Here is a 13721-nt window from a genome sequence, read left to right on the forward strand (position 1 = left end):
CGTTTGGCGGTCGTCTCCGCCTTCGCTGTATGCCTGCTTATTACTTGCATTACAGCCTGTAAAAACACGAAAACAGTCATGAACCCTGCCCTGGCCAAATACATTGAAGCCTATACCGCCGGGGTTATTTCGAGGCAAAGCACCATCCGGGTACAACTGACCAACAATGTGAATGTCACTCATACACAGAACGAACCTGTGGAAGAGGAACTTTTCGATTTCAGCCCCAACATCAAAGGAAAGGCTTATTGGGTAGACGCTACTACAGTCGAGTTCAGGCCCGATGCCAATCTCGAACCCGGCAAGACCTATAAGGCTACCTTCAAGCTGGGTAAGGTTATGAAGGTGGAAAAAGATCTGAAGGAATTCGACTTCGAGTTCCTCGTTATAAAGCCATCCTACGCCATTGAGGAATACGGCCTGAAAGCTGCAGGCAACAACGTACTGAATAGAATGACGTTCACCGGCGCTATCAGCACCGCCGATACGGAAGATCCTCTGAAGATCGAAAAGGTGGTCAATGCTACCTATGACGGCAAAAAAGCAGCCATTACCTGGCAACACAATGCGGCCGATAAAGTATCCACCTTTACTATTGATAATCTGGTGCGTGGGGAAAAAGGCAGTGGTTCCCGTAAACTGGAACTGCTCTGGGATGGTAAACCGCTCAATGTAAACCTATCCGGCAAGAAGACGATAGAAGTACCCGCCATCTCCGACTTTAAAGTGCTGGACGTACGCGCAGTGGCTGAAACAGAACAATACGTACTTGTACAGTTCTCTGACCCTGTCAGCGTTGCACAGTCGCTGGATGGTCTGATCGGTGTCAGTGGCGTAAGCGACCTGCGCTTCTCCATAGAAGGCAGTGAGGTGAAAGTTTTCGCGCCTAAAAGACTGGAGGGGAACTATAATGTTGTGGTGAACGAAGGTATCCTGAATGTGGCCGATAGCAAGCTGGAACAAAGTTTTTCTGCGAATATCATTTTTGAAAATACCCAGCCTTCCGTAACTATCCCCGGTAAAGGTGTGATACTGCCGGAAAGCAATAAACTGGTGATGCCTTTTGAAGCGGTGAACCTCAGTGCTGTAGACGTCACCATCATCAAGATCTATGAGAACAATATCCCGCAGTATTTACAGCAGAATGGACTGGACGGTAGCTCAGAACTACGCCGCGTCGGACGTCCGGTAGTTGAAAAGACCATCCGCCTGGATACTGACAAATCACTCAATCTCCATAAACGCAACCGCTTCTTCCTCGATATGGAGAAACTGCTGCGTACTGAACCAGGCGCTATTTACCGGGTAACCATAGGTTTCCGTAAGTCCTACTCCCTCCTCGGATGTGCTTCCGGCGAAGGCGAAAATAACGCTAACACCAGTGAAGGAGAGAGCGATGAAGAATACTATGGTGGTTATTACAGCGATGGCAAGATCGATGAAGACGACGCTTTCTGGAGCCGTTATGATAGCTACTACCCGTATGGTTATTCCTGGGATGAGCGTGATAACCCATGCGCTAACTCTTACTACAACAAAGACAGATGGGCTTCCCGCAACGTCTTCTCCTCCAATATCGGTCTTACCGCCAAAAGAGGGAATGACAACAGCATGCTGATCGCCGTAACAGACATCCGCGATACCAAACCAATGATCGGTGTGGAACTGGAACTGCTCGACTATCAGAACCAGGTCATCTTCAAAACCAAGAGTGATGGTGACGGTCTGGCTACTTTCGATCTGAAACGTAAGCCATACCTCCTCGTTGCTAAAAAAGATGATGAAAGAGGTTATTTGAAACTGGACGATGGTAACTCCCTGCCACTGGGTCGTTTTGATGTGAAAGGGGAAGAAGTACAAAGCGGCATCAAGGGCTTCCTGTATGGCGAACGTGGTGTATGGCGTCCCGGCGATACCCTGTTCCTCACCTTCATCCTGGAAGATAAACAACAGAAACTACCGCCTAATCATCCGGTAACACTGGAACTGTACAACCCTAAAGGACAGTTATACAGACAACTGAACGGGCTGCAATCAGTAAATGGTTTCTACCGTTTCACTACCGCAACATCTCCGGACGATCTGACCGGTAACTGGACTGCGAAAGTAAAGGTAGGTGGTGCAGTATTTACCAAAAACCTCCGCATAGAAACCGTTAAGCCTAACAGGCTGAAAATAGATCTCAACTTCGGCAGAAATACCACGCTTTCAAAGAGTTCGCCAACCGAAGGTACATTGAACGCCCGCTGGTTGTTCGGCGCTGTTGCACAGAACCTAAAGGCAAAAGTAGATGTATCACTCACACAGCAGACTACCAGCTTCAAGAACTTCAAGGATTATCATTTCGACGACCCAATCACGCACTTCGAAGCTGAAAGCAAAACCATCTTTGAAAGCAGCCTGGGCGAGAATGGTACGGCACCGGTTAAAGTAGACCTGCCATTGGGTAACCTGGCTCCCGGCCAGCTGAAAGCCAGCTTCGAGATCAAAGTATTTGAACCAGGTGGCGATTTCAGTATTGACCACTTCTCCATGCCATACAATCCGTTTGCATCATATACCGGTATCAAAATGCCGGAAGGCGACCGCATGACTGGTATGCTGCTCACAGATAAACCTCATGCTGTCAGCATCGTGAACGTAGATGAAAACGGCAACCTGCTGAGCGGAAACCAGGAAGTGCAGGTAGAACTGTATAAGATCCGCTGGCGCTGGTGGTGGGATGAGAACAATGAAGATGAATTCAGCAACTTCACGCAAGACAGCTACAACCAGCTGCTGAAGAAAGAAACGATGACACTGCGCGGCGGTAAAGGTACCTGGAACCTCCAGATAGCCTACCCTGATTGGGGCCGTTACCTAGTACGTGTAAAAGACCTGAAAAGCGGACATACCAGCGGTCAGGCAGTGTATATCGACTGGCCGGGATGGGCGGAAAGGGTACAGAAAGAAAATCCATCCGAAGCATCTATGCTGGTATTTACATCAGATAAAAGCCAGTACAATGTAGGAGACGATATCACACTCACCATTCCAAGCTCCGAAGGCGGCCGCGGACTGGTAAGCATTGAGTCCGGCAGCAAAGTGCTGAAAACCTTCTGGATCGAAACCCAGAAAGGTCAGACCGTCTATAAGTTCAAGGCAGAGAAGGAAATGGCGCCAAACATCTATGTGAACGTCAGCCTGCTGCAGAAACATGCCAACACCCTGAACGACCTGCCTATCCGTATGTATGGCGTGATCCCGATTGCTATCAATGATGCGAATACCGTATTACAGCCGGTGATCACTATGCCTGATAAACTGGAGCCTGAACAGAATGCCAGCATCACCGTATCTGAAGCTAAAGGAAAAGCAATGACCTACACCATCGCACTGGTGGATGAAGGCCTGCTGGACCTGACCCGTTTCAAAACACCTGATCCGCACAGTGTCTTCTATGCGCGTGAGGCCCTCGGCGTAAAAACATGGGACCTGTTTGATTACGTGATCGGCGCCTGGGGTGGTGATATAGAACGCATCCTGAGCATCGGTGGTGACGAAGGACTGAATAAGAACGCTGGCAATGCAAAAGCAAACCGCTTCAAGCCTGTTGTATTATACATGGGACCATTCACACTGAAAGGTGGTAAGCAGACCCATAACTTCAAACTACCTCCATATGTTGGTTCTGTAAAAGCGATGGTAGTAGCAGGTCAGGACGGCGCTTACGGGTCTGCAGAAAAAGTAGTGGCCGTGAAGAAACCGCTCATGTTGCTGACTACATTGCCACGTGTATTAGGGCCATCAGAAACCATACAGTTACCGGTAACTGTATTCGGACTGGAAAACAATATCCGCTCCGCGAAAGTAACCCTGGCTACCAGTCCGCTGCTGGAAGTAGTGGGCGAGCGTACCAAGACCGTTACCTTCCCTCAACCGGGTGAGCAGATCGTTTACTTTGATGTGCGCGTAAGACCACAGGTGGGTATCGCCAAAGTGAAAGTAACTGCCACCAGCGGTGCTGCTAAAGCAGAAGAAGAAACCCAGCTGGAAATACGTAATCCAAATCCGGTGATCACCACTGTGCAGGAAACAACCCTGCAGGCGGGTCAGAGCTGGAGCACTACCTATAAACCTGCGGGCATGGCCGGTACCAACACCGGTGTACTGGAAGTATCTACTATTCCTGCATTAAACCTCGCGAAACGACTGAACTACCTGATCCAGTATCCGCATGGATGTGTGGAACAAACCACCTCCAGCGTATTCCCTCAACTGGCATTGAACCAGCTGATGGACCTGAAACAGGGTGAACTGGCGAATATAGACCGCAATATCAAAGCTGGTATCAACCGCCTGAAAGGCTTCCAGGCCTCCGATGGCGGTATGAGCTACTGGCCAGGTGAAGGTCAGTCAGACGAATGGGGCACTAACTATGCTGGTCACTTCCTGCTGGAAGCGCAAGCCAAAGGCTACGAACTGCCTGCCAGTATGCTGGACCAGTGGAAGAAATATCAGCGTAATAAAGCCGGTGCATGGGCGCCGTCCACTACCAACTTCTATGGTGGCGACCTGACACAGGCATACCGTCTCTACCTGCTGGCATTGGCCAAAGTACCGGAACTGGGTGCCATGAACCGTCTGAAGGAATTCAAGTACCTGTCCAACGAAGCCAAATGGCGACTGGCAGCAGCCTATAAACTGGCTGGTCAGCCGGAACTGGCCAACAGTCTGGTAAGGACATTACCTACAGATGTGAAGCCATACAATCAACTGGGTGGCACCTTTGGTTCCGACCTGCGTGATAAAGCCATGATACTGGAAACGCTCACCATCCTGGGGCAGCGCACACGTGCGAATGAGCTGTTGAAACAGATAGCGGCCAACCTGGCACAGGATAGCTGGTACAGTACGCAGACTACTGCTTATGCACTGATCGCTGTTGCCAAATATTGTGGCGTGAACAGCAGTGGCAATAAGATGGTTTTCAGTTATACACTAAACGGAAGCAGCAATACCGTAAACGGTAGCTCTTATGTAGCACAGGTACCTGTTAGCTTCGCCAGCATGGCAGATGGTAGCGTAAGTATCCAGAACAAAGGACAGAACGTGCTGTATACCCGCCTCATTCTCCAGGGCCGTCCGGATGCTGGTCAGGAGCCAAACGTGCCTAATAATCCTGATGTACTGGATATCCAGGTGAAATACAGCACCCGCGATGGTAAAGCCCTCGATCCGGCTTCCCTGCGTCAGGGAGCAGACTTCCTGGCTACTGTTACCATCCGTAATCCGGGTAAACGTGGCTATTATGAGCAGATGGCACTGACAGAGATATTCCCGAGCGGCTGGGAGATCATCAACACCCGTCTGATGGACAATGACAGCACCTTCCGTTCATCGCCATATACCTACAAGGATATCCGCGATGACAGAGTATACACTTACTTCAATATTGAAGAAAACAAAACACGCACCTACAACGTCCTGCTGAATGCGGCCTACCTTGGCCGTTATTATCTGCCGGCCGTATCCTGTGAGGCAATGTATGACAACACCATACATGCGTTCCTGCCGGGTAAGTGGGTAGAGGTGACGAAATAAGGCTATCAGAACTGACTGCCGTTTAGTAAAGCAAGAGGGATAAGACTCCTGATTGCTTTGCTAAACGGCAATCTTTTTGGGGATATTACCACCATACAACAAACATTGACCTCAATATTTTATTCCCGATTCTTATTCCTAATTTTACTTCATGTGGTTCCGAAAACGAAAATGGTGGCTTACTGCTACAGCCCTGCTCCTTATCCTTTACATCTTTTCTATACCTTCCCGTCTCTTCACTACACCTACCTCATTCGTGATCGAAGACAGTAACGGAGAGCTGCTCAGCGCCACTATTGCTACCGACGGACAATGGCGTTTTCCCGCCGACAAACAGGTACCCGATAAATTTGCGAAATGCATTGTTGCCTATGAAGACAAACGTTTCTATCACCATTGGGGGGTAGATGTACTCGCCTTAGGTCGAGCTATCAGGCAAAACATCAGCAGGAAAAGAGTTGTCAGCGGAGGCAGTACACTCACTATGCAGGTGATCCGCCTGTCACGCAATCAGCCACGTACGCTTATACAGAAGCTGATAGAAGCGGTAATGGCTACCCGCCTGGAATTCTCTTATTCAAAGAAAAGTATCTTGTCATTATACGCAGGCAATGCTCCCTTCGGCGGCAACGTCGTGGGACTGGAAGCCGCTTCCTGGCGGTATTATGGCCGTAGTGCCACGCAGTTGTCCTGGGGTGAAACAGCGGCACTGGCAGTATTACCCAACAGCCCTGCACTCGTACATCCGGGCCGTAACCGGCAGATCCTGTTGCAAAAACGTAATCAGCTGCTGGATAAGCTGCGGCAGAACGAAACGATTGACAGTGTGACCTGCCAGCTGGCCAAGCTGGAACCCTTGCCCGATCAGCCGAAAGCATTACCACAGGATGCGCCACACTTATTAGACAGGTTCAGGAAAGACTATCAGGCACAAAAGGATAATAAAGCCGTTACACGTATCAGAACAACACTGGAGGCATCTCTGCAGAGGAATGTCAGCAATATCGTAGAGCGTTATCATAGTATTTATAAAGCGAATGGCATCAACAATGCAGCCGCTGTTGTACTGGATGTAGAAACGGGTAATGCGCTGGCATATGTAGGTAATGTGTATCATCCGGAGGACCCTGAGACAGAAAGCCATGTGGACATTATACAGGCACCCCGCAGTCCGGGCAGTACGCTCAAACCTTTCTTATATGCCGCCATGCTGAATGATGGAATGATACTACCGCATTCCCTCGTGGCGGATGTACCTACACAAATAGCTGGTTATACACCACAGAACTTTGACCTGGGATATGATGGAGCAGTACCTGCCAGCAAAGCCCTTGCACGTTCGCTTAATATTCCGGCAGTGAGAATGTTGCAGCAATACCGCTATGAAAGGCTGCATGCATTGCTGAAGCAGATGGGGATGACAACATTAACCCAACCTGCCGACCACTACGGTCTTTCGCTCATCCTTGGTGGTGGAGAATCCACCCTCTGGGAACTGTCGGGCATGTACGCCAGCATGGCGCGTACACTGCTGCACCTGGACCAGTATAACGGGAAATATGATGCAGACGATATCCATCCACCGAACTATATACAAGGTGTTAAACTGATATCAAAACATTCACCGGCAAGCAGTGGTATACTGGATGCAGGTGCTATCTGGTACACCTTTCAGGCGATGGAAGAAGTGATGCGCCCGGGCGAAGAATTGCTCTGGCAGCAGTTCTCTTCATCACAGCGTATTGCCTGGAAAACAGGCACCAGTTTCGGTTTCAGAGATGGCTGGGCCATCGGTGTTACGCCGCAATATGTAGTGGGCGTATGGGTAGGTAATGCGGACGGCGAAGGCAGACCGGGACTGATAGGCGTGTCTACTGCAGCGCCAGTACTCTTTGATGTATTCCGCTTACTGCAGACGGGTAACTGGTTTAATACGCCTTACAGTAAACTGCAGCAGATCGAAGTGTGCCGGCAGAGTGGCTACAGGGCCAGCGATCTTTGTCCGGAGAAAGATTCAATAGCAGTGCCGCTCAGCGGACTACGTTCAGGTCTATGTCCGTATCATCAACTGGTACATCTTGATCATACCGGCAAGTGGCGTGTTACGGCAGATTGTGAGCCGCCGTCGCAAATGCAGCATGTACCATGGTTTGTGCTGCCACCAGCTATGGAGTTCTATTATCGAACGAAACATAACTACCTGCCACTTCCGCCATATAAGGCGGAATGCCTTGCCACGCTCAATGCCGACAAAGCCCCAATGGAGCTGATCTATCCAAGACCGAATGCACGTATCTATGTACCTGTAGAAATAGATGGTACACCGGGAGAGGCCATATTCACCGCGACACACCGCAATACAACAGAGAAGATCTTCTGGCACCTGGATAACAATTACATTGGCACCACGCAGGAATTCCATCAGTTAGCACTGCACCCCGCTGCGGGTAAACATACCATAACACTGGTTGATGAGCAGGGAGAGCAGATCCATGTATCATTTGAGATTTTGGAGAAGAAGAACGAAGATCAGTAGCCGTACTTCTCCTTCCATAAGCTACGCAGGTGTTTTCTCATTTCATCCTCCCTCGCATTTTTGCCCGGGTCATAGAGCTTCATGCCTTTGATCCTGTCCGGCAGGTATTCCTGCGGAGAGAAATTGTTCTCATAGTCATGAGAGTATTCATATCCCTTATGATATCCCATGTCTTTCATCATCTTCGTAGGCGCATTACGTATATTCATTGGCACTGGCAGATCGCCGGTCTGTGACACAACAGATATTGCGTTATTGATAGCCATATACGCAGCATTGCTCTTCGCGGAAGAGGCCAGATAAGTGGTACATTGGGAAAGGATGATCCTTGCCTCCGGATAACCGATCATGGTTACCGCCTGAAAGCAGCTGGTAGCCAGCAGTAATGCATTGGGATTGGCATTGCCAATATCCTCAGACGCCAGGATCACCAATCGACGGGCGATGAATTTCACATCTTCGCCACCCTCTATCATTCTCGCCAGGTAGTATACAGCCGCATTGGGATCACTTCCACGAACAGATTTGATAAATGCAGAAATGATGTCGTAGTGTTGTTCACCCGTCTTATCGTAGATTGCTACACGCTGCTGTGCAATGTCCATTACCTTCCGGTCGGTAATTACAATAGGCATTTCATTTTGCAGCGTATTCACCACCAGTTCAAAGAGGTTAAGCAACTTACGGGCATCTCCACCGGAAATATTAAACAGGGCAGTGGTTTCCTTTAGTTCAATCTGTTTGCTGCCCAGCCATTCATCCTGTTTCATGGCCTGGTGCAGCAGCTGTAACAACTCGCTTTCACTGAGTGGTTTGAGTACATATACCTGGCTGCGTGACAACAATGCGGAATTGACTTCAAAGGAAGGATTCTCCGTAGTGGCGCCTATCAGTGTAATGATACCTTTTTCAACAGCGCCCAGTAAGGCATCCTGCTGCGATTTATTGAACCGGTGTATCTCATCTATGAATAATACGGCATAGCCCTGTTTGCGGGCTATCTCGATCACTTCACGTACTTCTTTTACACCGGCAGAAATAGCACTGAGGGTATAAAAAGGCACATCCAGTGTATGCGCAATAATGTTGGCTATAGTGGTCTTACCTACGCCGGGAGGGCCCCACAGGATCATCGAAGGGATCTTCCCCTGCCGCAGGGCAGTACGTAATATACTGTCCTTGCCGGTCAGGTGTTCCTGTCCCACCAGCTCATCCAGTGTCTCCGGTCTTATGCGCTCGGCTAATGGTTCCATTATACAGCGATATTAAGTGTTTGGGATGCTGGCGATATCAGGCATCCAGATCAAGATCAATATGTTTGTCATCTTCCTGTTTTTTCTTCCATTGCTGCAGGAAAGACAAGGATAACAAAGCATTCGTTATAATAGAGGCACCATACAGGAAGAGGACGAACTGCATCATTGTCATTGCAGCTCCCCTCAAACTTCTAATGGTTTCAAGCTGTTCTCGCTGCTCATCGGTGATCTGGCTGCTCACTTGTTTCAGATCCAGGTTCATAACTATGAATATGGCGATAGCACAGAGCAGCATTAAAGCACCTATCAATATTGTGTAACCACCCATAATCCGGATACCGCCGGGCGTATTTTCTTTCAGTGTAAAACTGGGGTCCTGGAGGCTCCTTTGCAGGTAAGCCGAAAGGATGGCATGGATAAAAACGCCGCCGAACATCACAATGGAAACCAATCCCTGGCCAAATGCGCCCATCAGCATGGACGCAAAATTCATCATTACAAAGAATCCCGTAATGAACAAGTTAATCCCTGTCAGTGCCTTAAACAATTTAAATCTAAAAGTCATGTATTCCATTTTTACAGATTACAAACCTACTAAACAACCGGCAAACCACCCAGTATACTACCAGACCTGCTGCCGTCTATAAAAAAGCGATGCGTCCGCATGCGATGTTTTAGTTATATTGAGTGACTAAACCTGTTTACATATGAAGAGCACATACGCTTTACATCTTCCGTTACTGGCAGCTGTATCCCTTATGGCGGCCTGTAACAACAACACCACCAAACAAACACAGGCAGGACCAGACACAACCAAAGTCCCCGCTTTCGAAGTAAGTTCAATTGATTCAACCGCAAAGCCTTGCGATGATTTTGACCAGTTTGTAAATGGCAACTGGAAGAAAACTAATCCTATTCCTTCAACAGAAAGCCGTTGGGGCGCTTTCAATGTACTTGATAAGGAAAATAAAGAAGTACGGTTGAAAGGCATCATTCTCGGCCTGGCAGAGCAAACAGACCTGAAGAAGGGAACAGAAGAACAGCAGATCTCCGACTTTTACCGCTCCTTCCTGGATACGGCCACTATCGAAAAACTGGGTATCACGCCGCTGCAGCCGTACCTCGATAAGATTAACGGTATCCAAAACCTCGCCGATTTTGCAAAAGTATCCGGCGAACTGGAAACCATCGGTATTCCTGGAGTGGTGAACTTCGGCGTAGATGCAGATGGCCGTAACAGTAAGATGAATGCTGTATACCAGGTACAGGACGGCTTAAGTCTCGGCGAAAGAAGCTATTATGAGCGACCCGACTCCAACACTGCAGAAGTGCGTAAAGAGTTTGTAGGTCATATCAACAAACAATTCTCACAGGCAGGTTTTAAGGATGTTGATCCGGGTAAGACCATCCTTGACTTTGAAACCAAAGTGGCAAAACTCCAGCTCTCCAATGTGGAGCTGCGTGACCCGGTTGCTACCTACAACAAGGCACATTACAGCGAATTAAAGAAACTGGCCCCGGACTTTGACTGGGACGCATTTACAGGTACGCAGGGTATCAAAACCGATACTATGATCCTTCAGAACAAAAAGTATCTGACAAACGTATCTGCGCTGTTAAAGGCCACACCTCCTGAAACACTCAAAACCTGGCTGCGCTGGCAGGTATTATCTCATTTTGCCAGCTATCTGTCCAAACCAATCGATAACGAGAATTTCCGCTTCTTTGCTACCGTAATGCGTGGCGCCAAACAGCAGCGTCCCCGCCTGGAACGCGCTATCCGTGCTACTGATGGTATCATGGGTATGCCGCTGGGAAAAGTATTTGCCAAAAAATATTTCCCCGAAAGCTCTAAACAGAAAGTGTCTGAGATGATCGAGAACGTGCGTGCCGTATATGGAGAGCGTATCGACAGCCTGACCTGGATGAGCGCTGCCACCAAAGAAATGGCACATAAGAAACTGGCGTCCTTTACATACAAGATCGGTTATCCTGACAAATGGAAAGATTATTCCACCATTGATATCAAACCGGGTACCCTGATCGAGAACCTCGTTTCTGCTGCGCACTACACGCACAAAGAAGCGCTTGATAAGATCGGTAAACCGGTAGATAAATCTGAGTGGGGTATGACTCCTCAGACGGTGAATGCCTACTACAATCCGCTGAACAACGAAGTAGTATTCCCTGCCGGCATTCTCCAGCCGCCATTCTTCAACGCCAATGCCGACGATGCCATCAACTATGGAGGTATCATTGCGGTGATCGGGCACGAGTTTACCCACGGCTTTGACGACCAGGGTTCCCAGTACGATGCAGAAGGTAACCTGCAGAACTGGTGGACAGATGCAGACCGTAAGAACTTCATGGCACTGGCTAAACGTTATATCGACTATTTCAGCGGCATTGAAGTACAGAAAGGCTTCTTTATCAATGGAGCACTGACTATCGGTGAAAACATTGCTGACCTGGGCGGTCTCACCCTGGCCTACAGCGCACTGGAGAAATCGCTGAAAGGCAAACCCGAACCTGCCCTGATCGACGGATTTAACTGGAAACAGCGGTTCTTCCTGGGTTGGGCACAGGTATGGCATGCTAATACCACTGAGGCAGCCCTGCGCAACCAGATACAGACAGATCCGCACTCTCCTGCCAGAGATCGTATCAACGGCCCCTTACCTCACCTGAAGGCCTTTGCTGATGCCTGGGGTTGTGCTCCAGGTAGCAAAATGTGCCTGACCGACGATAAACGTGTTGTGATCTGGTAAACTATTTTACTTGAAATAACAAAGGGGGCTCGTGTAAAACCGGGCCCCCTTTGTTATTTTAAGTAAAATCACTGCATTTATGCAAACCAGCCATCAATCTCCGGGATTTGTACAATGCTTTCTATTCATTATGTCTTATTTTTGCTCATTATTCCACCGGATTAAAACAGCAACAATGACCGGCATTCTGAAACAATATCGCATAGAAATCCGCAATATATTGATCATCGCCTTAATGGTGATGCTTCTGCCGTATTTACCCAAACTGGGGGCCTACCTGCTGACCACCACAGGCGCTATCATTACCCTGAGCCTGATGGGAAGTTTAGTACTGGCCTTCACACTGAAAATATACTTTCGCATATTGGTAATGCGTATTAATAAAGACAACGAAACTGTTGCCTGATTCCTTTAAAACGCAACCTATTATGACGATGAAACAACTGCTGAACATCTCCTATACATTACTGCTGGCAGCGTTGATGACTGCCTGTGGCAATTCCGGTACAAAGCCGGCAAACGACAGTGGTGCTGCCGCTACCCAACCTGCGGAACAGACGCCGGCGCAGGATGCTGCTATTGCCGGTAAACTTCCAGACCCTGTATGTGGTATGCCTTATGATACCATGTATAAGGAGTGGAGCGTTTATCAGAACGATACCATTCATTTTTGTTCCCCGACCTGCAAGCGTGTATTTGATAAGAATCCGGAGAAGTATGCAGGTAAACTGGGACTGTAATCGACCGTCAGCCCTTTTTTATCTCTTACCCAATGTAACTTAGTACTGTTTTTTGCGTTCTAATTACAAACTCCTATGCATGAGATCACTATTAACCAGCTTGCTGCTACTCATGTTATTCTGCAGCTGCGAGAAAAATGACGTGGAACCCACGCCCGCAATAGACGTCACCGGCGCCTGGCAGCTGTCCCAACAGTTATCACTGCCCGACACCGTTTGGCAGAACATCGCCTCCGGAGATTCCGCGTTTTACGTTTTCGGAGCCAATGGCCAATTCGTTTTTGATGCCAAGAGCTACCATCTCACCGGTACTTATAAAGTCATTCCTTCCGGCGATAAAGTAAAACTGATCGTTACCGGTAAAGATGCCGTTTCCCAGTACCTCCTGGTGGAAAGACTGAACGATACCAGTATTCGTATAGATGACTGGTTAATCGGCGTCACTAAAGAGCAGGTCAGCCGCAAGTTCATACTCATTAACAAATAAGTCACTCATAAGCAATCCGATATAAAAAGGTCCCGGGATAAATCCCGGGACCGTCGATTAAAACAGCTTATGAAAATCTACGCTTACGTTCAAATTATATAATAAAGTTACCCCCCTGGTGTTACTTCAGTGTTACGGGTACATTATCAGCGTATTAACAAAAACAGGTATCCCATTTCCATCATTTAGCTCATTACCTCGGCAAATACCTCCCGGAATTAAATGTTTCCCAACAAAATAGCTTGTCAAAACACGTCAGAGAATACTACTAACCAGAAGAGGCTCAATACAATCGTTGAACGCATGCCGGACCCTTAAAAGCAATATTGCGGCCGGAACATCGATCCTGCA

The 13721-nt window shown here is 48.4% G+C and carries 8 protein-coding genes; 6 read left to right on the forward strand and 2 right to left on the reverse strand.

Features of this window, described 5'->3' with window-relative positions; genetic code table 11:
* Positions 1–78: 78 nt before the first annotated feature.
* Both L3C95_RS00640 and pbpC read left to right on the forward strand, forming a co-directional pair.
* Positions 79–5583: an alpha-2-macroglobulin family protein gene (locus L3C95_RS00640; RefSeq protein WP_236384117.1), complete on the forward strand. Its 5505-nt coding sequence runs from the start codon at positions 79–81 to the stop codon at positions 5581–5583.
* Positions 5584–5734: 151 nt separating this feature from the next.
* A complete protein-coding gene (pbpC, locus tag L3C95_RS00645; RefSeq protein ID WP_236384118.1) occupies positions 5735–8119 on the forward strand; it encodes a penicillin-binding protein 1C in 2385 nt (794 codons plus the stop codon).
* Here the strand turns inward: pbpC and L3C95_RS00650 are convergent.
* Positions 8113–9372 (reverse strand): replication-associated recombination protein A, encoded by a 1260-nt coding sequence (locus tag L3C95_RS00650; protein WP_236384119.1) that lies wholly within the window; start codon positions 9370–9372, stop codon positions 8113–8115. The genes pbpC and L3C95_RS00650 overlap by 7 nt on opposite strands.
* Positions 9373–9409: 37 nt before the next feature.
* A complete protein-coding gene (locus tag L3C95_RS00655; protein ID WP_236384120.1) occupies positions 9410–9940 on the reverse strand; it encodes a hypothetical protein in 531 nt (176 codons plus the stop codon).
* 142 nt (positions 9941–10082) lie between these two features.
* On the opposite strand from L3C95_RS00655, the gene L3C95_RS00660 reads away from it, so the two are divergent.
* The 4 genes from L3C95_RS00660 (at position 10083) to L3C95_RS00675 (ending at position 13370) form a co-directional block, all read left to right on the forward strand.
* Entirely contained in the window at positions 10083–12143 is a 2061-nt protein-coding gene (locus L3C95_RS00660; RefSeq protein WP_236384121.1) for a M13 family metallopeptidase, read from the forward strand.
* Positions 12144–12318: 175 nt separating this feature from the next.
* Complete coding sequence (locus L3C95_RS00665; RefSeq protein WP_236384122.1) at positions 12319–12549, forward strand: hypothetical protein; 231 nt, start codon at positions 12319–12321, stop codon at positions 12547–12549.
* 22 nt (positions 12550–12571) lie between these two features.
* Positions 12572–12883 (forward strand): YHS domain-containing protein, encoded by a 312-nt coding sequence (locus tag L3C95_RS00670; RefSeq protein ID WP_236384123.1) that lies wholly within the window; start codon positions 12572–12574, stop codon positions 12881–12883.
* A 79-nt stretch (positions 12884–12962) separates the two neighbouring features.
* Positions 12963–13370, forward strand: a complete 408-nt coding sequence (locus L3C95_RS00675; RefSeq protein WP_236384124.1) for a hypothetical protein — start codon at positions 12963–12965, stop codon at positions 13368–13370.
* Positions 13371–13721 lie beyond the last annotated feature (351 nt).

This window comes from Chitinophaga filiformis (genome assembly GCF_021646545.1).
Lineage (GTDB): Bacteria > Bacteroidota > Bacteroidia > Chitinophagales > Chitinophagaceae > Chitinophaga > Chitinophaga filiformis_A.

Excerpts from the sequence above, each read along its gene's own strand:
- L3C95_RS00640 (WP_236384117.1), top strand. The coding sequence starts at position 79 with ATGAACCCTGCCCTGGCCAAATACATTGAAGCCTATACCGCCGGGGTT.
- pbpC (WP_236384118.1), top strand. The coding sequence starts at position 5,735 with ATGTGGTTCCGAAAACGAAAATGGTGGCTTACTGCTACAGCCCTGCTC.
- L3C95_RS00650 (WP_236384119.1), bottom strand. The coding sequence starts at position 9,372 with ATGGAACCATTAGCCGAGCGCATAAGACCGGAGACACTGGATGAGCTG.
- L3C95_RS00655 (WP_236384120.1), bottom strand. The coding sequence starts at position 9,940 with ATGACTTTTAGATTTAAATTGTTTAAGGCACTGACAGGGATTAACTTG.
- L3C95_RS00660 (WP_236384121.1), top strand. The coding sequence starts at position 10,083 with ATGAAGAGCACATACGCTTTACATCTTCCGTTACTGGCAGCTGTATCC.
- L3C95_RS00665 (WP_236384122.1), top strand. The coding sequence starts at position 12,319 with ATGACCGGCATTCTGAAACAATATCGCATAGAAATCCGCAATATATTG.
- L3C95_RS00670 (WP_236384123.1), top strand. The coding sequence starts at position 12,572 with ATGACGATGAAACAACTGCTGAACATCTCCTATACATTACTGCTGGCA.
- L3C95_RS00675 (WP_236384124.1), top strand. The coding sequence starts at position 12,963 with ATGAGATCACTATTAACCAGCTTGCTGCTACTCATGTTATTCTGCAGC.